At 61.3% G+C, this 17,983-nt stretch carries 14 protein-coding genes; 7 read left to right on the forward strand and 7 right to left on the reverse strand.

Going from position 1 to position 17,983, the window contains the following annotated elements; all coding sequences use genetic code 11:
* Positions 1-9 precede the first annotated feature (9 nt).
* Positions 10-627: a DNA-3-methyladenine glycosylase gene (locus tag HJB82_RS18120; RefSeq protein ID WP_207581562.1), complete on the forward strand. Its 618-nt coding sequence runs from the start codon at positions 10-12 to the stop codon at positions 625-627.
* Here HJB82_RS18120 and HJB82_RS18125 read toward each other — a convergent pair whose 3' ends face one another.
* The 3 genes from HJB82_RS18125 to HJB82_RS18135 are packed head-to-tail and all read right to left on the reverse strand — an operon-like array spanning position 628 to position 3,842.
* The gene (locus HJB82_RS18125) at positions 628-2,169 is read right to left on the reverse strand and encodes a DHA2 family efflux MFS transporter permease subunit (RefSeq protein WP_221140881.1); all 1,542 of its coding nucleotides are present in this window, start codon (positions 2,167-2,169) and stop codon (positions 628-630) included. It abuts the gene before it with no gap.
* Complete coding sequence (locus HJB82_RS18130) at positions 2,162-3,385, reverse strand: HlyD family secretion protein (protein ID WP_207581564.1); 1,224 nt, start codon at positions 3,383-3,385, stop codon at positions 2,162-2,164. The genes HJB82_RS18125 and HJB82_RS18130 overlap by 8 nt, the downstream gene beginning before the upstream one ends.
* Positions 3,378-3,842 (reverse strand): MarR family winged helix-turn-helix transcriptional regulator, encoded by a 465-nt coding sequence (locus HJB82_RS18135; RefSeq protein WP_207581565.1) that lies wholly within the window; start codon positions 3,840-3,842, stop codon positions 3,378-3,380. The genes HJB82_RS18130 and HJB82_RS18135 overlap by 8 nt, the downstream gene beginning before the upstream one ends.
* Positions 3,843-4,085: 243 nt before the next feature.
* Between HJB82_RS18135 and HJB82_RS18140 the strand changes: the two genes are divergently transcribed.
* The 3 genes from HJB82_RS18140 to HJB82_RS18150 all read left to right on the forward strand — a co-directional run bounded on the left by HJB82_RS18140 (position 4,086) and on the right by HJB82_RS18150 (position 10,251).
* On the forward strand, positions 4,086-5,630 hold the full coding sequence (locus tag HJB82_RS18140) for a sodium:proton antiporter (protein ID WP_221140882.1): 1,545 nt from the start codon (positions 4,086-4,088) through the stop codon (positions 5,628-5,630).
* Positions 5,631-5,890: 260 nt separating this feature from the next.
* Positions 5,891-7,069 carry an efflux RND transporter periplasmic adaptor subunit gene (locus HJB82_RS18145; RefSeq protein WP_207581567.1) on the forward strand — a complete coding sequence of 393 codons (1,179 nt, stop codon included), beginning with the start codon at positions 5,891-5,893 and terminating at the stop codon, positions 7,067-7,069.
* Positions 7,066-10,251 carry an efflux RND transporter permease subunit gene (locus HJB82_RS18150; protein ID WP_221140883.1) on the forward strand — a complete coding sequence of 1,062 codons (3,186 nt, stop codon included), beginning with the start codon at positions 7,066-7,068 and terminating at the stop codon, positions 10,249-10,251. The genes HJB82_RS18145 and HJB82_RS18150 overlap by 4 nt, the downstream gene beginning before the upstream one ends.
* Positions 10,252-10,284: 33 nt before the next feature.
* Here the strand turns inward: HJB82_RS18150 and HJB82_RS18155 are convergent, their stop codons facing one another.
* Positions 10,285-11,061, reverse strand: coding sequence for a metallophosphoesterase family protein (locus tag HJB82_RS18155; RefSeq protein ID WP_207581569.1), 777 nt, complete (start codon positions 11,059-11,061; stop codon positions 10,285-10,287).
* Between the two features lie 262 nt (positions 11,062-11,323).
* Here HJB82_RS18155 and HJB82_RS18160 point away from each other — a divergent pair, with 262 nt between their 5' ends.
* Positions 11,324-12,448, forward strand: coding sequence for a monooxygenase (locus HJB82_RS18160; RefSeq protein WP_221140884.1), 1,125 nt, complete (start codon positions 11,324-11,326; stop codon positions 12,446-12,448).
* A 1-nt stretch (position 12,449) separates the two neighbouring features.
* Here the strand turns inward: HJB82_RS18160 and HJB82_RS18165 are convergent, their stop codons facing one another.
* The gene (locus HJB82_RS18165) at positions 12,450-12,914 is read right to left on the reverse strand and encodes an Rrf2 family transcriptional regulator (RefSeq protein WP_207581571.1); all 465 of its coding nucleotides are present in this window, start codon (positions 12,912-12,914) and stop codon (positions 12,450-12,452) included.
* Between the two features lie 174 nt (positions 12,915-13,088).
* A complete protein-coding gene (locus HJB82_RS18170) occupies positions 13,089-13,877 on the reverse strand; it encodes an SDR family NAD(P)-dependent oxidoreductase (RefSeq protein WP_207581572.1) in 789 nt (262 codons plus the stop codon).
* Positions 13,878-14,020: 143 nt separating this feature from the next.
* On the opposite strand from HJB82_RS18170, the gene HJB82_RS18175 reads away from it, so the two are divergent.
* A complete protein-coding gene (locus HJB82_RS18175) occupies positions 14,021-14,791 on the forward strand; it encodes a TIM barrel protein (RefSeq protein WP_207581573.1) in 771 nt (256 codons plus the stop codon).
* Here HJB82_RS18175 and HJB82_RS18180 read toward each other — a convergent pair.
* Entirely contained in the window at positions 14,788-15,807 is a 1,020-nt protein-coding gene (locus HJB82_RS18180; protein ID WP_207581574.1) for a LacI family DNA-binding transcriptional regulator, read from the reverse strand. The two genes, HJB82_RS18175 and HJB82_RS18180, sit on opposite strands and share 4 nt — an antisense overlap.
* A 167-nt stretch (positions 15,808-15,974) precedes the next feature.
* On the opposite strand from HJB82_RS18180, the gene HJB82_RS18185 reads away from it, so the two are divergent.
* Positions 15,975-17,900: an ABC transporter substrate-binding protein gene (locus HJB82_RS18185; protein ID WP_207581575.1), complete on the forward strand. Its 1,926-nt coding sequence runs from the start codon at positions 15,975-15,977 to the stop codon at positions 17,898-17,900.
* The last annotated feature ends 83 nt before the right edge of the window (positions 17,901-17,983 follow it).

The raw sequence follows: 17,983 nt of genomic DNA on the forward strand, positions 1-17,983 counted from the left end.
GTGCGATGAATGTTATCTGCGTCGGCCATGACCGATGGTGGAACGATAACTGGCGCGATCGGCGCTGGCGCGCTCACCGGCGAAAACCTCAGGGCGTTTTTCGAGCGCGACGCGATCACCGTCTCTCGCGACCTGCTCGGCTGCCATCTCACTGTCGATGGCGTCGGCGGCCGGATCACCGAGACCGAAGCCTATTTCCCCGATGACGAGGCCTCGCACAGTTTCCGCGGCCCGACCAAGCGGAACGGCGCCATGTACGGCCGCCCCGGCAATGTCTACATTTACCGCATTTACGGCATGTACTGGTGCCTGAACTTCGTTTGCCATCCGGGCTCGGCCGCGCTCATTCGCGCGCTGGAGCCGGAAACGGGAATCCCTCTGATGATCGAGCGGCGCGGCACCGAGAGACTGACCGCGCTCTGCAGCGGTCCCGGCAAACTCTGCCAGGGGCTCGGCATCGATATTCAGATCAACGACCGTCTGCTCGACCGCCCGCCCTATGCGATCGCGCCGTCAGCACCGGTGCCGATCATCTCGGGAAAACGCATCGGCATCACCAAAAATGCCGAAGCACCGTGGCGCTTCGGCATTCAGGGCTCGCGTTATCTCAGCAAACCTTTCCGCTGATTATTCCATGACCGCACTATGGTCGACGGCGGGCGCTGCTTTCGGCTTGCGCAGCAGCAGCACCAGCGGAATGACCGCGAGCGACATCACCATCAGCAGCTTGAAATCGTCCATGTAGGCGATGATCGTCGATTGCAGGGTGATGATCTCGTTGAGCGAAGCGCGCCCCGCCGCCGTCAGCGGACTGAGCCCCTGCGCCGCCACGGCATTGAAGGCGTGGTTGAATGGCGTCACATAGGCCGCGATCGATTCATGATTGCTCTGCGTGTTCTCGACGATCAGCGCCGCGACGATCGAAATGCCGACCGAGGAGCCGATGTTGCGCGACAGGTTGTAGAGCCCGGTGCCGTCGCCGCGCATATGGGCGGGCAGCGTGGCGAAAGCGATGGTTGTCAGTGGCACGAACAGGAAACCGAGGCCGGCGCCCTGTATGAAGCCGACCGAGACGATCGTCCATTGCGAGACGTCGGGCGTCCAACCGGTCATGTCGTGCATCGCCCAGGCAGTCAGGCCGAGGCCGAGCACCAGCAGCCAACGCGTATCGACCTTGCCGATCAGACGCCCGACGATGAACATGCAGAGCATGGTGCCGAGCCCGCGCGGCCCCATGACGATGCCGGCGGTGATGACGGGATAGCCCATCAGCGTCTGCAGGTATGGTGTCATCAGCGCCAGCGAGGCGAGATAAGTGATACCGATCACGAAGATGAAGATCATGCTGATGGTAAAATTCTGGTCGAGAAACAGCTTCGGATTGACGAAGGATTTCTCCGCCGTCAGCGTATGCACGATCAGCAGATAGAAAGCGGAAGCGCAGATCAGCGCCTCGAGGATTATCTCGCCGGAGGAGAACCAGTCGAGCTGCTCGCCGCGGTCGAGGAAGAGCTGCAGCGAGGCGATGCCGAGACTCATCATCCCGAACCCGAACCAATCCAGTTTGGCGAGGAAATCTCTCTTGGTCTCGGTGACGAAGATGACGATGCCGGCGAAGGCAAGCGCGCCGATCGGAATGTTGATGTAGAACACCCAGCGCCAGCTGATGTTATCAGTCAGCCAGCCGCCGATGACGGGACCGAGCACCGGCCCGACCATGACCGAGACGCCGAAGAGGGCCATGGCCGACCCGCGCTCCTCGACGGTATAGATGTCGAGAAGGATCCCCTGCGAAAGCGGCACCAGCGATGCGCCGAACAGACCCTGCAGCAGGCGGAAGGCGACGATCTGATTCAGCGATTGCGCCAGGCCGCATAGGATCGAGGCGGCCACGAAGCCGGCGATAGCGACGAGCAGCACGCGCTTGCGGCCGAACTTGGCGGCAAGGAAGCCTGACGGCGGCGTCATGATCGCCGCCGCGACGATGTAAGAGGTCAGGACCCAGTTGATCTGGTCGGCAGAAGCCGACACGCTGCCCTGAATATAGGGCAGCGCCACGTTGGCGATCGTCGTGTCCAGCGCCTGCATGATGACGGCGAGGATGACGCAGGCCGTGATTGCGCCGCGATTGGCAACCGGGGTCGCCGGGGAAGCGGAAGCGCTACTCATGATCCTTGCCCTGAGGCCGACCCAGAAGCTTGTTGACGAAATCGGGCAGGCCGCGGGCATGACCGGTCTCGACATCGACCACCGTGCTCATGCCGACGCGAAGCGGCGGCTTGCCTTCGGTGTCTTCGATGCTGACGCGCATCGGAATGCGCTGGACGACCTTCACCCAGTTGCCCGTGGTGTTCTGCGCCGGCAGCAGCGAGAAGCTGGAGCCTGAGGCCGGGCTAATGCTCTCGACCTTGCCCTTCCACGTCACGCCAGGATAGGTGTCGACGTAGATCTCGGCCGTCTGGCCTGGCTTGACGTAGGTAAGCTCGGTTTCCTTCGGGCTGGCGGCGATCCACAGATGATCGGTGGCAACGAGCGAGAAGGCCTGTTGCGAAGCCTGCAGGTAGGAGCCGACCTGCAGCGCGTTGACATTGGTGACGATGCCGTCGAACGGCGCCTTGACGACGCTGTGGTCGAGTTCGCGCTGGGCATTGTCGACATTCGACTTTGCCTGCAGGTAGAGCGGGTTCAGCTCGATCGGCTGATCGGCCGAACCGCCGAGCTGGGCAAGCGTGGTTGCGGCTTCCGCCTTGGCGACGGTCACCTTCTGCTCAGCAGCCTCGAGATTATGCTTGGCTTCGTCATAGGCCGATTGCGTCGCGCTGCCGTTGTTGACCAGGTTCTGCTGCCGGTCGAATTGATCCTGGTAATAAGGCAGATCGGCTTGCGCCTGGGTAATCTCGGCCAGCGACTGCTGGTAGCTCGCCTTGAGATTCATGATCTGGTTGCGCTGCACGCCGAGCTGCGCCTTGGCGCCGTCGAGCGCGATCTTGAAGGAATCGGCTCTGAGGCTGAAGAGCACCTGCCCCGCCTTGACCGCCTCGTTCTCGTGCACTTTGATCTGCTCGACGATACCCGAGACATCGGTGGTAAGCCCGACCATGTCGGCCTGGAGATAAGCGTTGTCGGTCGACATCACCTGGCCGCCATTGACGTAATAATAACCGCCGACAACGAGTGCCACCGGCAGCAGGGCGAACAGGATCGGCCGAGTGAGACTGCGCCGGCGGCGGACCTTGATGCCGCCGGGCGCAGCCACGGCGGCAGCCGGCGCTGAATTGGATGAAGGCGCTTCGGCTACCGTTTCCTGCTGTTTCGTTTGGTTGTCTTCGACAGATGTCTTGGTATTGGCGTCAGCAACGACGCGGAGGGGGGATTGATCAGCCATCGTTCGTCTCGTTCTCGTCAACCGGGGTCCGGCATGCCTGAACCAGGTTCGTCTTCATTACGGATAGGGTGTGGAAAAGCTGCTCGCGCTGCTCGGCTGAAACGCTTTGCAGCGCTTCCGCGCGGGTGGTGTCGCCAATCTCGCGCATTTCGGCGAGCAGCGGATGCGCCTCTTCGCGCATGTAGAGCAACCAGATGCGCCGGTCGGTCGGGTGCTGACGGCGCTCGATCAACCCGCGTTCGGCGAGTTTGTCGAGGATGCGCACCAGCGTAATTGGCTCGACCTCGAGGATTTCGGCAAGCCCGCTTTGATGGATGCCTTCATTGTTCGAGAGATAGGCAAGCGTCTGCCATTGCGATCGGGTCAGCCCAAGGCACTTCGCACGCTGCTCGAACCGCTTGCGCAGCAGCCGCGCGACGTCGTGGAGAAGGAAACCGAGGGTAGGAGTGGCGTTCATGAAAACCTGTGACTGTTATTTATAAGCATACTTATAATATGGGTAGATATATTGAGCTTGTGCGCTGCACAAGGGTATGGAAGACAGATTCGGCCGCCGCGGTGAAAATGCCGCAGCCGGCCGAGCCTATCCTGGGTTCCCCTCTATCGCCCTTTCGAGACGCCAGACGGTAGCCGCGGCCCGGCTCCGCCCTAGTTCCGAGACAGGAGCAGCCTCCGTCGGAGGCGCGCATTGGGGAGCTCGATGGCGTTCTTCGAAAGCATGTTGACGCTGCTGCTGGTGGCAATCGTCTTTCTGCAATTCTCCAGGAAGTTCAAAATTCCATATCCGACCATGCTGGCGATCGCCGGCGTCATTGTCGCCGCCGTGCCCTGGGCGCCCGAGGTCGCGATCGATCCCGAACTTGCACTTGCGCTGCTGGTGGCACCCGTGCTCTTCGACGCCGCCTATGATCTGCCGCCGAGAACGTTGCGACGAAACTGGCTGCCGCTCTTCTCGCTCGCCGCCATCGCCGTGATCCTAACGGCCGCCGCGGTCGCCACCGTCAGCGTGACGATGGCCGGCCTGCCGCTTGCCGCTGCCGTCGCACTCGGCGCCATCGTCGCGCCGCCGGATGCCGCGGCGGCGACCGCCATGCTCGACCGTTTCACCCTCCCGCGCCAAACCTATGTGATCCTGAAGGGCGAAAGCCTGCTCAACGACGCCGTCGCGCTGCTGATCTTCAGCGCCGCGGTTGCCGCGGCGGCGAGCCCCACCTTCTTCGCCGGCGTTCTGGCGCAACTGGCGCTCGCCGTGCCTGGCGGCCTCATCCTCGGTTACCTCATGGGCCGCCTGTACATGATCGTCGGTCTGAGGCTGGCCGGCACGCTTGGCGGCACCTTGCTCGAATTCGTCGCCACCTTTGGCACGTGGATCATCGCCGAGCGGCTGCACCTTTCGGCCATTCTGGCGATCGTCGTCTATGCCATGGTGATCGCCCGATACATGCCCGAGCGGCAGACCGCCCGCCACCGCATTCATTCGTATTCGGTCTGGGAAGCAGCAGTTTTCCTGCTCAACGTGCTCGCCTTCCTGCTGATGGGCCTGCAGGTCCGGCAGATCGTTCTCGACCTCGATCTCGGTCGCCTGAGTTTCGCCATCACCTTAGCCGCCGCGGTCTTCATCACCGTTATCGTCGTCCGCCTGGCCTGGGTACTCTTCTATAATCGCGTGGTGAACTTTCTCGCCGCGCGCGGACAAACGACACAAGCGGCTCCGACATTCGCGACCAGCCTGCTTGCCGGCTGGTGCGGCATGCGCGGTCTCGTCACGCTGGCGACAGCACTTGCTCTGCCAATCGACTTTCCGGATCGCGATATCATCCTGCTCAGCGCGCTGGCCGTCGTTCTCGGCACGCTCATCATCCAAGGCCTGACGCTCGGACCGCTGATCCGTTTCCTGAAATTCGACCCCGACACCTCGCTGGACCGCGACCTCGTCAGAGCTCGCGTCGCGTTGATCGATGCAGCGCTTGCCGAGCTTGCCGACGACGAGGATAAATCCGCGCGCATCCTGCGCGAGGTCTATACCTCCGAACGCGAGATCGCCGCCGACGGAAAACACCCACGCGAGGTCAGCAAGTTGGACAAGCAGCGCCGCAACGTCATCGCCGCCAAACGCCGCAGACTGGCGGCGATGCGTCGTGCCGACGAGATCGACGACGATGTTTTTCACATGCTGGAACAGGAGCTCGATTGGGCCGAACTCGCCGTCCTGCCGCCCGGCCGCGACGAGATCGTCGAGAGCTGACGCCATCCATGACGTTTTGATGGATTTCGAAACCGCAGCCAATTGGCATTTGCTATTTTTCGCCGCTGCCGTTTATATCCGGTTCCATAGGTTACGATTTTTCCGATTTGCATTGTATGCCGGCCTTCCCTCCCATGGATTGAACGCCGGGGGAAATCACGAGGGCCGAGGCCTTCGTTCAAAGCAGCAAGACGTGAATAGCATCACCTAATCTTAGGTTCGGCGGCAGTCTATCAGCCGTCGCGATTGGAGGGACCGGTATGAGTTACGTGCTTCGACGGATATTGATGCTCGGCTGCATCACCACGTTCATGCCTCTGGCGGCGATGGCGCAGGGCGCACCGTCTGCCCCTCCTCCGGTCACCGTCGCCAAGCCGGTCGTTCGTGATGTCATCGACAGTGACGAATTCATCGGCCGCTTCGAGCCGGTCGACGAAGTCTCCGTTCGCTCGCGCGTTGGTGGATACCTGCAGGAAATCCATTTCCAGGACGGTGCATTGGTCAAGCAGGGCGACCTGCTCTTCGTCATCGACCAGAGGCCCTTCGTCACCGCGCTCAGCCAGGCAAAGGCGACGCTCGAAGCGTCGCAATCGGCTCTGGTCTTTGCCGATGCGCAGTATAAGCGCGCGCAATCGCTTGCCGCGAGCGGCAGCCAGTCGGCGCAGACACTGGATGATCGCCGCCGCGAATTCGATTCGGCCGAGGCCAATGTCCGCGGCGCGCAGGCCGCAGCCGATCGCGCTTCTCTCGACATGGAATATACCGAAATCAAGGCGCCGCTCAGCGGCCGCATCGACCGCCGACTGATCTCGGCCGGCAACCTTGTGCAGACCGACCAGACCGTCCTAACGACCATCGTTTCGCTCGACCCGATCGATTTCTATTTCGACGTCGATGAGCGCCGCCTGCTGAATTTCGCCGACACGGCGCGCAAAGTGGGCAAGGAACTCCAGTTGGGCGGTGGCGGGCTGGATGTATCCGTCACGATCTCGGATCCCTCTGCCAAACCATTTAAGGGAAAGCTCGATTTCGCTGAGAACCGGGTCGACAATCAGAGCGGCACCATTCGTCTCCGCGCCCGCTTTCCCAACCCCGATCTCGTCCTTCAGCCCGGCCTATTCGGCCGCATTCAGGTTGAAGCCTCCAACACCTACCAGGCCATTCTCGTCCCCGACGAGGCAATCGGTTCGGATCAGAATGAGCGTGTCGTTTATGTCGTCGCAACGGACGGCACGGTTTCGACCAAGCCGGTGCGAGCCGGACCGCGGCTTTACGGTTACCGCGTGATACGCGAGGGCCTCGACGGCACCGAGACGATCATCGTCAACGGCCTGATGCGCGCCCGACCGGGTTCAAAGATCACGCCTCAGATGACCGAATTGCCGCAGGAGCGGCAGGATACTGCGCCCGAAACTGCCGGCGCGGAGAACGGACAATGAGATTTGCTCATTTTTTCGTCGACCGGCCGATCTTTGCGGCGGTCATCTCGATCCTTTTTCTCGTCGTCGGCGGCATTGCCTACACGCAATTGCCGGTATCCCAGTATCCGGAGATAGCGCCGCCGACCATCGTCGTGCGCACCTCCTATCCCGGCGCCGACCCGCAGACGATCGCCGATACCGTTTCGACGCCGCTTGAACAACAGATCAACGGCGTCGAAGACATGCTTTACATGTCCTCGTACTCCAGCGCCGATGGCGCCATGTCGTTGACCATCACCTTCAAGCTCGGCACCGATCTCGACAAGGTCCAGGTGCTTGTCCAGAACCGGGTTTCCATCGCCCTCCCCCGTCTTCCCGAGGAAGTTCAGCGGCTTGGGGTGACCACCGACAAAAGCTCACCTGATCTGATGATGGTGGTGCACCTGCTGTCGCCGTCGCACCGCTATGACCAGCTTTACGTCTCGAACTACGCCCGCAACCGCATTCGCGACGTTCTCGTGCGCCTCGACGGTGTCGGCGACGTGCAGATCTTCGGCGAACGCCAATATTCGATGCGAATCTGGCTGGATCCGGAAAAGCTCTCCGCCTATGGCATGACGTCAGACGATGTCGTCTCCGCCCTGAGAGACCAAAACGTCCAGGTATCGGGCGGCAAGATCGGTGCCCCGCCGGTAACCGGCAAGAATGCATTCGAATATACGGTACGAACGGAAGGCCGCTTCTCCGATGCGCGAGAGTTCCGTTATGTCATCGTGAAATCGACGACAGCGGGGCGACTTGTTCAGTTGCAGGACGTCGCCCGTATCGAACTCGGCGCGCAGGACTACGTCACCAACAGTTATCTCAACAACGACCCCGCAGTTGCTCTCGGCATCTTCGCCCGGCCGGGAAGCAACGCGCTCGACACGGCCCATCAGATCCAGACGCTCATGAAGGACGTCTCGCAGAATTTCCCGCCGGGCCTGGAATATCGCATTGTATATGACACGACCGAATTCATCTCGGATTCGATCACCGAGGTATACAGGACCATCGCCGAGGCGGCCATCCTTGTGGCGATCGTCGTTCTTGTCTTCCTGCAATCCTGGCGAACCGCAATCATTCCGATCATCGCCATCCCTGTATCGCTGATTGGCACCTTCGCCGTCCTGCTGGCATTCGGCTTCTCGCTCAACATGCTCACCTTGTTCGGTCTGGTGCTGGCGATCGGCATCGTCGTCGACGACGCGATCGTGGTGGTGGAAAACGTCGAGCGCAATCTGGCCCGCGGCATGACGCCGAAGCAGGCTTCCCATGTCACGATGGACGAAGTCGGAACCGCCGTCGTCGCCATCTCGCTGGTGCTGATCGCCGTGTTCGTGCCGACAGCCTTCATCCCGGGCATATCCGGCCAGTTTTACAGGCAGTTCGCCGTGACGATCTCGGTCACCACCGCGATATCGGCGTTGAATTCACTGACACTGTCGCCCGCCCTTGCGGGGATATTGCTGAAAACCCATGACCATGAAACCAAGCCCACGAATGTTGCATCACGCCTGGGAAGAGGTCTTGCAAATGGCTTCAATCATGGGTTCGATCGGCTGAGCTCCGGCTATTCATGGACCATTCGGCATCTGGTCGGCAGTTGGGTCGGCCTGACCGCGGCGATGGTCGCCTTCGTCTGCCTGCTCGGAGCAACCTGGTACATGAGCACCCGCGTTCCCGCGGGCTTCATCCCGACCATGGACCAGGGCTACGCGATCATCGTCATACAGCTTCCCGATGGTGCCTCGCTTGCGCGTACCGACGCCGTGGTCAAACAGGTGGGCGATATCGCCCGTACTGTGCCCGGTGTCGGCAACGCCGTACAGTTTGCCGGCTTCAGCGGCGCGACATTCACCAATGCCTCGAATGCCGGCGTCGTCTTCGTGCCCTTCAAATCCTTTGCTGAACGTGAAGAAGGCGGAGAGAACGCCAACAAGATCATCGGCGAGCTTTACGGCAAACTGCAAAGCATCCAGGAAGCCTTCATCATCGCCATCCCGCCGCCATCCGTGCGTGGCGTCGGCAATTCCGGTGGTTTCAAGATGCAGATTTCCGATCTTGAAAACGCCGACATGACGCGCGTGCTCGGTCTCGCCCGCCAGATGATGGGTGCGGCAGCCACGACCGAGGGACTGACCGGCGTCTTTACGACATTCTCCGATGCAAGCCCGCAATACTTCCTGGCGATCGACCGTGACAAGGCGCGGTTCTTGAACGTGCCGATCCCCAATATCTTCAACGCGCTTTCCATCAATCTCGGCGTCGCCTACGTTAACGATTTCAATGCGTTCGGCCGCGTCTACCAGGTCCGTGCCCAGGCCGACCGGCAATATCGCATGGACAGGGAAGACATCCTCGCCCTGAAGGTTCGATCGGCGACCGGCGCGCTGGTTCCGCTTGGAACGTTGATGGATATCCAAGATGCCAGCGGCCCGGCGCTTGTCCAGCGCTACAACATGTATGTCTCGGTGCCGCTTCAGGGCAATCCGACGCCGGGGACATCGACGGGCGATGCCATCGCGAAGATGGAAGCGCTGGCGGCGAAGATCCTGCCGCAAGGGACAACCTTCGAATGGACCGAACTCGCTTACCAGGAGACCCATACCGGCAACACGGCCGTTTACATCTTCGCCCTGTCTGTCGTCTTCGTCTTCCTGGCGCTGGCGGCACAATATGAGAGCTGGGTTCTGCCCTTGGCGATCATTCTCATCGTTCCGCTTGCGGTGCTCGCGGCGTTGATCGGGGTCTCGCTGAGAGGAATGGACAACAACGTCCTGACGCAGATCGGCCTGATCGTGCTGATCGGCCTTGCGGCCAAGAACGCCATTCTGATCGTCGAGTTTGCCAGGCAAGCGGAAGATGAGGGCAAGTCGCCGGTGGAGGCGGCCATCGGGGCCAGCCATCTCCGCCTGCGCCCGATCCTGATGACGGCATTCGCCTTCATCTTCGGCGTTCTGCCGCTTGCCATCGCCACCGGCCCCGGCGCCGAAATGCGCCAGTCGCTCGGCACCGCCGTCTTTTCGGGCATGCTTGGTGTGACGATCTTCGGCCTGTTCCTGACGCCGGTCTTCTACGTCGTGCTGCGCGGTTGGCGCCGCAACCGTCCGGCTGAGAAGGCGGTCGAGACCGTCCCGGTTGAGAGCGAGACGGCTTGATCCGCTTCGACAGGCGGCTGATAAGGCGAGAAATCAGGTTGAAAACAGATGCACCTCGCCCTGCCACAGGCGGGCGACGGTGAGCTTGCCGCTGCGATAGGCGCGCGTATCGAGATTGAGCCGTTTCGACCGTATGTCGGGCTCGTCATTCGGCGTATGGCCGTGAACGACGAGCTTCGGCAACGGCACCCGGCTTTCGAGAAAACGCTGACGGATGATGACCAGATCCTCATCCGTCTGCTCGCCCAGCGACAGCTTCGGATTGATGCCGGCATGCACGAAAATTACGCTTGGAGTCTCCAGCATGACAGGCATCGCCCGCATGAAATCGATATGCGTGTGTGGCAGCGACTGGCGGATAAAGGCATCGAGCTTTGCGCCGGAGGGAAAGACTAGCGGCAGATGCTCCGGATCGAGTCCATAAGATTTGAGCGACTCTGCCGAACCCATCCCCATCCACTCGTCATAGGAGATCCAGCCATCGATGTAGTCGAGCATGGCAATTTCGTGATTGCCGGTAAGGCAGATGCGATCGAAATCATCAGGCGGCGGCTCCATGAGATGCGTGATGACCCGGGCCGAATCCGGCCCACGGTCGATATAGTCGCCAAGCGTGACGATCAGCTTGCGACCCGGCAATCGAGCGGCATCGCGCAGGATCGCCTCTTCTGCTTTCACAAGCAGATCGTACCGCCCATGGATGTCGCCGATCGCATAGGTTGGGATAGCGGCAATATCCAGCCTCAGACGCGGTCTCGGCTGGCGTGCCATTTTCGAAACCTCGCCGTTGCGAGCAAGAGTGTCGCCCATCATGTTTCTCGATCAAGGAAGCCCCACTTCACCGTAAATAGAGTGGAGCACAAGGCAATCAAGCTGGTAAGAAAATTCAAAGCCTTCGGGTTTTGTAGAAAAACCGGCCTTATCATTCGTGGGCCAATCCTTCACTCCTGTATCTCTCGCATCGGCCCGAAAATCGGAGCGATTTTCGGAAGACACGATACGCGGAGTCAACGTGTTGCAGCGTCCGTTGCGCGTCTGAAAAGACGCGCGGCGCTGTAGGAAAGAGTGACCGATGGGAACGGTATCGCAGTTTCAGGATAAAGTGAGGCCTCCCGCACATCGCATCGAAAGTGAAGAGGAGGCGATATCCACGGCCCGCAGCCTCGCCGCCGCATTCCGGCATCGGGCGAGCGAACGCGATATCAACCGCGTGCTGCCCTTTGCTGAACTCGATGCGCTGTCGGTCTCGGGACTGACGGCGATCACCGTTCCGCCCGACTATCAGGGGCTCGACGTGTCGAACGCGCTGCTCGCCGAAATCGTTGCAATCATTGCCGAGGCCGATGCCTCGATCGGCGAGGCGCTGCAAAACCATTATTGCGTCCTGGAAACACTCCGCACCCATGCCGGCGAGGATTTGAAGGTATCGCTGTTTACCCGTGCGCTGCTCGGCGACCGCTTTGCGGGCGCCGGCCTCTCCGAAGGGGCCGAGCTTACCGCCGAAGGTCCAGGCTACCGCCTGAGCGGGCGAACTCGGCAGACGCCCGGCATTCTATTCGCCGACTGGATCGCGGCTGCCGCCACCGCGCCGCCCAGCCGCCCAGTGACACTCTACCTCGCATGCGATGCGGTAGGCCTGCAGGTGATCGACGATTGGGACGGTTTTGGCCAACGCACCAATGGCTCGGGAACGGCGATCATAGGCAGGCTACACGTCAATGCCGATGCGATAGCGCCTTCCCCCTCCTCCGGAAATCCGACCGGCATCTCGCTCGGCCTGCTGCTCAAGGCCAGCGTCAGCCTCGGCATCGCGCGGGCCGCATGGACCGACCTCACGACCGCGATTGACGATTGCACCGCCGTCCTTGCGCAGCTCGGCGAACGCGCCGTCCGCATCGAAGCGACGGCGGCAGCCTTGGAACGGGCTGGCCGCAAACTCGATATTGCCCAGGTCAACCCTGTGGAGGCCGCGATGGCGGACGCGCATTTCTCTGCCTCGGCGGCCGCGATCCTTGCAGGGGAAACGGCAATCGACACCGCAAACGCGCTGTTCGAACTTGTAGGGGAAACATCCGCCGGCATCGGGCTCAATCTCGACCGGCATTGGCGCAATGCCCGCATTCACGCTCTATCGCTGCCACGGGACAAGCTGGTGCGTTCCGCAGGCGAATATAGGTCGAAGCCCGGCGACGCCTAATTCAGCTGGCAGCGGAGACCGGGAATTGTTCCTCGGGGCCTTCGATGCCGCCGCCATCGGCGACGAATTGCTCGAGGCTCATATTGTCGAGAATGGCGGCGATCGCGTCACGAACATCGGTCATCGAGCGCCGCACCTGACAGGTTTCCGGATCGGCGCAGTCGTCGCAGGCCTCGTAAGCCGTACGGCTGGCACAGCGAATCGGCGCCAGCGGCCCATCGAGCGTGCGGATGACATGGCCGATGCGGATTTCGGAAGCCGGCCGCGACAGGGAATAGCCGCCGCCCGGCCCCTTCTTCGACCGCAGGATGCCGACATTGCGCAGTTCGAGCAGGATCGTATCGAGGAATTTCTTCGGGATATTATTGCGGCTTGCGATGTCATTGATGAAGGCGGTCTCACCCGGCGCCAGCCGCGCCAGATCCACCAGCGCCTTAAGCCCGTATTTGCCCTTTTTCGTCAGCATCGTCTTTGCCCTGTAGAAAACGCAGTATTTATCCTGCCAATAGCAGGCAAATAGCGTCAAAAGCGTGAACATACAACAAAATAGCTATTATTTATAGCTTATATCGGCAACGTCCACAGGCCCGCCCGGCAGTCTTGAGAAGAACCGACTTGCCGAGCCATTGACAGCCTTTGGTCAGATCGTCTTCAGCATGCCGCCATCGACGAAATAGGTGGAGCCGATGCAATAGCTCGCGCGTTCCGAACTCAGGAAGACGAAGACGTTTGCCAGTTCCTCGGGAGTGCCGAACCGTTTGGAGGCGGCGTGTTCGTTGGCGACACCCTGCAGATAGCCCTCCCAGTTCCCGCCGGTTTCGGCCGTCAACTGCTTGGCGGTCTTGATCCAGTCGGGCGTCAGGATCAGGCCGGCATTGACGCAGTTGACGCGGATATTGTCCTTGATGAGCTCAGTCGAAAGCGTCTTCGAAAACATCATCAGTGCCGACTTGCTGACATTGTAGATCGGCTCGTACCAGAGCGGCTGGACAGCGCAGATCGAGGCATTGTGCAGGATCACACCGCCACCGCGTTCCTTCATCTGCGGCGCAATTCCGCGCGCCAGCCGCACGGCGGCCATCACATGCAGGTCCCAATAGGTCTGCCACTTTTCGTCGGGCGCCTCCATCACCGTCTCGTTCGAACCGGTGCCGGCATTGTTGATGAGGATATCGGCGCCGCCTTTTTCGGCCGCCGCTGCAATGATCGCCTCGGTTCCCGCAACCGTCGCGACATCGGCGACAATAGCGGCGGCGCTGACGCCATACTTCTCGGCGATCCGGGCGGCTTCCGCCTCGAGCCGTTCGCCGCCACGGGCCGCCAGCACCAGATTGGAGCCCTCAGCCGCCAGCCCCTCGGCGATCGCCAACCCAATCCCGACAGAGGCGCCGGTTATGACGGCGGTCTTTCCCTTAAGTCCGAGATCCATATTTTCCTCCGCGCAAGCGGCCGGCGGTTCCGGCCTGATGTGCCGAGTGTTCCGTCAATGAAACCGGGCGTCAAGCACCCAAACGCCTCTTGCGGCAGTCACCGATCTGTCGCAGCCTGCATCCACACATAAGAGGAGTTTTCATGCGACGTTATTCAGCCTGTATAGAGTGGCTGTTTGCCGAAGAAGGCGACCGCTTTCCCGATCGCATCGGCCGCGCTCGTGCCAGCGGCCTGACGGCGATCGAATTCTGGCGCTGGACCGACAAGGATCTGGATGCGATCGAGGCGGCGCTGAAGGAAAGCGGCCTTGCCGTCACCAGCCTCGTTGCCGAACCGATGATCGCGCTGACCGATGCCGCCAACCGGCAGGCCTGGCTGAAAGGTCTTGCCGAATCCGTCGCCGTGGCAAAACGTCTCGGCGCGCCGGTCCTGATTGCCCAGGCGGGCAACGATCTTCCAAACGTGCCCCGCGAGGAGCAGCGCCGGGCGCTCACCGAAACGCTGAAAGCCGGCGCCGATATTCTTGCCGGCAGCGGTGTGCGCCTCGGCGTCGAGCCGCTCAACATCCGCATCGATCATGTCGGCTATTTCCTCCATTCGACCCGCGAGGGCCTCGACATCATCGATGACGTCGCCCGCCCGGAGATCGGCATCGTCTACGACATCTACCATTCCGCCGTGATGGACGAGCGCACAGAAGAGGTGCTGAAGGGCCGTCTCGACCGCGTCATCCACGTCCATGTCGCCGATCATCCCGGCCGCAACGAACCGGGCTCCGGCGGCATCGACCTTGCCCACCGCCTCGGCTGGATTTTCGCCAACGGCTACGACGGTTCGGTCGGCCTGGAGTACCGACCGACCAGGCCCGGTGCGGACGCAGTCAGAGCTGCGATCGCCTCGCTCGGCGGTTAAGCTTGAGCGACGTCAGCGCTCGGCGCCACCTTGCATGGGCCGGCCGAGCGGCGCTCGACGATGCGGGAGGCAATCATGACACGCCGCGCCGGCATACCGGGCAGGCGTGGATTCTCGATGCGTTCGAGCAGGAGCCGCAGGCCGACCGCCCCGCATTCCTGCCCTTCCATCCTCACCGTCGTTAGCGCAGGCGAAATCTGCGTCGCCGGCGAAAAATCGCCGAAACCGACGACCGAAATATCATCGGGAATGCGATATCCTTGGCCGAGAAGCTCGGAAACCACGGTCAGCGCCAAGCCGTCATGTGCGCAGAAAAAGGCCGTCGGCCGGATATCTTTTTCTGCCAACGCCCGGAAGGCTGCGCCGAAGCCGGCTTGTTCGTCGAAATGCATAACATGCAGCGCAACATTGCCATAACGTTCTGCGATCTCCCGGGCGCCGTAGTAACGCTCCTGGCGCCCCCTGAACCCCGGCGTGCCATAGACATAGACGATGGAACGGTGTCCAAGATCTACCAGATATTGGATCACCGCCTGCCCCGCCTCGTGGTCCGTTCCGGTCACTTGGTCGGCCTGTTCCAGCGGATCGACCCAGCCGAAACGCACGATCGGAACGCCCGTCGCACTCACCGCCACCATTGCCTCGCGGTCGTGAGGCCCAACGATGATCAGCCCGTCGCAAGCGCGCGCAAGTTCCTCCAACTGTCCGGCATTGTGCGTCCAACGCACGCGCAACGTCATGCCGAGCCGGTGCGCCTCGCGCTGCACCCCGTTCTGCACCTGCATATAGAGCTCGCTATTGACCGCATCGAGATCATGAAAGACGACTGCGACTTCACCAGCGCCCCCCTGTCCCGCGGGCCTGGTATAACCGAGACGCTGTGCCGTCTCGCGAATCAGCGTGCGCGTTTCCTCGCTGACACCACTCTTGCCGGCAAGCGAGCGTGACACGGCATATTTCGAGAGGCCGACCTCCCGCGCGATCGTCTGCAACGTAACCCGGCCCCTACTTCCCACCTGACACCTCGCTCTTCGACTGATCGGCGCTATCGCGCTCGCAAGCCAAAATATTGCACTAACAGAACATAACGCTTTACCTAACAATATCCAAATGTAATCTTTCCTACATCCCAAGCCCGACGGCAAAATTAAGAACAAGGGCGCGGTTTTCGGAGGAGACCCCTATGATCAAGCTGAAACGTCGTGCGTTTCTGGCCGGGACGTCGGCCGCACTCATATTGCCGGCGCTGCCGGTTTTCGCCGCCGACTTCAAGGAAGCGGATATTCTGAAAGCGAAAGTTTCAAGCGGCGCCCTGCCGGCCCTCAAGGACCGGCTTCCAGAAAATCCGCTCGTCGTCAAGCCGGTCGAGAGCGTCGGCAAACACGGCGGCGACTGGAACATGGCGCTGGTCGGCGGCGGCTCGCTGTCGATGCTGTTCCGCTACCAGGCCTATGAGCCGCTGCTGCGCTATACGCCCGATTGGTCCGGCGTGACGCTGAATGTTGCAGAGTCCTTCGAGGGCGACGCCGACTCCAAGGTCTACACGATCCGCCTGCGCAAGGGCATGAAATGGTCTGACGGCCATCCCTACACCACTGAGGACATCAAGTTCTGGTACGACACTGTCTTCACCGACAAGCGTGTCGCCTTCGTCGGCCAGGATCACTGGAAGTCTGGCGGCAAGCCGGCCAAGCTCGAAATCGTCGACGAACAGACCTTCAAGGTCACTTTCGACAGGCCGAACGGCCTGTTCCCGCTGCAGGTCGCCTGGGCCAACAGCGACCAGACGACGCGCACGCCGAAGCACTATCTCGAGCAATTCCACATCGACTACAATCCGAAGGCCGATGAGCTCGCCAAGCAGCGCGGCTTCGAAAGCTGGATCGCCTCCTTCCAGGCGGCCGCCGGTTTCCAGGACGACAATGCCTTCTTCCTGAACTCCTCGAAGAAGCCCTGCGTCCACGCCTGGATGTTCACCGTAGCACCCGGCGAAAACACCGAGCGCGCCGTCGCCGAACGCAATCCCTACTATTGGAAGGTCGATACCGAAGGCAACCAGCTGCCCTACATGGACCGCATCGTCTACCAGATGGTCGCCGACCCGCAGGTTCTGCTGCTGAAGGCCATGCAGGGCGAAGTCGACCTAATGGATCAGTATATCGCCACTCCGAACAACAAGTCGGTGCTCTACGATGCGCGTGAGCAGGGCGGCTATGATTTCTACACGTTGACCTCGACCGAAGCCAATGTGATGAATTTCATCTTCAACCTGAACCACAATGACGAGACCAAGCGGAAACTCTTCCAGAACAAGGATTTCCGTGCGGCACTCTCCACCGCACTCGACCGGCAGGCGCTGATCGATGCCGTGCTCGTCGGCCAGGGTACGCCCGCCCAGCCCTCGATCAAGAAGGAAGATCCGCTCTACAACGAGCAGCTCGCCACGCAATTCACGGCCTATGACGTCGACAAGGCGAATGCCATGCTCGACCAGCTCGTGCCGAAGCGCGACGACCAGAACTTCCGCCTCGATGAGAAGGGTCGCCGCCTCACGATCATCTTCGAGATCGACCAGGCCCGAGCCGTCTTCCTCGATCTCTTCCAACTGGTCATCCCGATGTTCCAGGCGGTCGGCATCGATGCGCAGATGCGCTCGATGGACCGGTCGCTCTGGGAAACCCGCGTCCGCCAGGGCCGCGATTTCGATGCGACGGCGCACCAGTTCGGCGCCAATGGCGGCGTCGCCGCCATGCTGGACCCGCGCTACTACGTGCCGACCGATGCCAATGCCATGTACGCACCGGCCTGGCAGCTCTGGTACCGCGACCGCGGCAACGCCAATGCCGAGGAGCCGCCGGAAGGCACGAAGAGCCAGCTTGCTCTTTATGACAAGCTGAAAGCGACCTCCGACGCTGCCGGCCAGCACGAGATCATGAAGCAGCTCCTTCAGGGTGCCGCCGACAACTTCTATGTCTTCGGCATCTCGCTGCCGCCGGATGGCTACGGCATCGTCAAGAACAACATGAAGAACATCACGAAGACCATGCCGAACTCCTTCGGCTGGCCGACGCCCGCTCCGACGATGCCGGAGCAGTTCTACAAGGTCTGATGGCCTTTTCCAATGATGCATGTCAGGCGCCGGCTTCACCGGCCGGCGCCAGCGCATAGCCCCGAAAATCGGAATCGATTTTC

It is taken from the genome of Rhizobium sp. NZLR10, assembly GCF_019685125.1.
Lineage (GTDB): Bacteria > Pseudomonadota > Alphaproteobacteria > Rhizobiales > Rhizobiaceae > Rhizobium.

What these genes read in the sequence shown, in the direction of transcription:
- HJB82_RS18120 (WP_207581562.1), top strand. Translation starts at nt 10, where the DNA reads ATGTTATCTGCGTCGGCCATGACCGATGGTGGAACGATAACTGGCGCG.
- HJB82_RS18125 (WP_221140881.1), bottom strand. Translation starts at nt 2,169, where the DNA reads ATGAGTAGCGCTTCCGCTTCCCCGGCGACCCCGGTTGCCAATCGCGGC.
- HJB82_RS18130 (WP_207581564.1), bottom strand. Translation starts at nt 3,385, where the DNA reads ATGGCTGATCAATCCCCCCTCCGCGTCGTTGCTGACGCCAATACCAAG.
- HJB82_RS18135 (WP_207581565.1), bottom strand. Translation starts at nt 3,842, where the DNA reads ATGAACGCCACTCCTACCCTCGGTTTCCTTCTCCACGACGTCGCGCGG.
- HJB82_RS18140 (WP_221140882.1), top strand. Translation starts at nt 4,086, where the DNA reads ATGGCGTTCTTCGAAAGCATGTTGACGCTGCTGCTGGTGGCAATCGTC.
- HJB82_RS18145 (WP_207581567.1), top strand. Translation starts at nt 5,891, where the DNA reads ATGAGTTACGTGCTTCGACGGATATTGATGCTCGGCTGCATCACCACG.
- HJB82_RS18150 (WP_221140883.1), top strand. Translation starts at nt 7,066, where the DNA reads ATGAGATTTGCTCATTTTTTCGTCGACCGGCCGATCTTTGCGGCGGTC.
- HJB82_RS18155 (WP_207581569.1), bottom strand. Translation starts at nt 11,061, where the DNA reads ATGGGCGACACTCTTGCTCGCAACGGCGAGGTTTCGAAAATGGCACGC.
- HJB82_RS18160 (WP_221140884.1), top strand. Translation starts at nt 11,324, where the DNA reads ATGGGAACGGTATCGCAGTTTCAGGATAAAGTGAGGCCTCCCGCACAT.
- HJB82_RS18165 (WP_207581571.1), bottom strand. Translation starts at nt 12,914, where the DNA reads ATGCTGACGAAAAAGGGCAAATACGGGCTTAAGGCGCTGGTGGATCTG.
- HJB82_RS18170 (WP_207581572.1), bottom strand. Translation starts at nt 13,877, where the DNA reads ATGGATCTCGGACTTAAGGGAAAGACCGCCGTCATAACCGGCGCCTCT.
- HJB82_RS18175 (WP_207581573.1), top strand. Translation starts at nt 14,021, where the DNA reads ATGCGACGTTATTCAGCCTGTATAGAGTGGCTGTTTGCCGAAGAAGGC.
- HJB82_RS18185 (WP_207581575.1), top strand. Translation starts at nt 15,975, where the DNA reads ATGATCAAGCTGAAACGTCGTGCGTTTCTGGCCGGGACGTCGGCCGCA.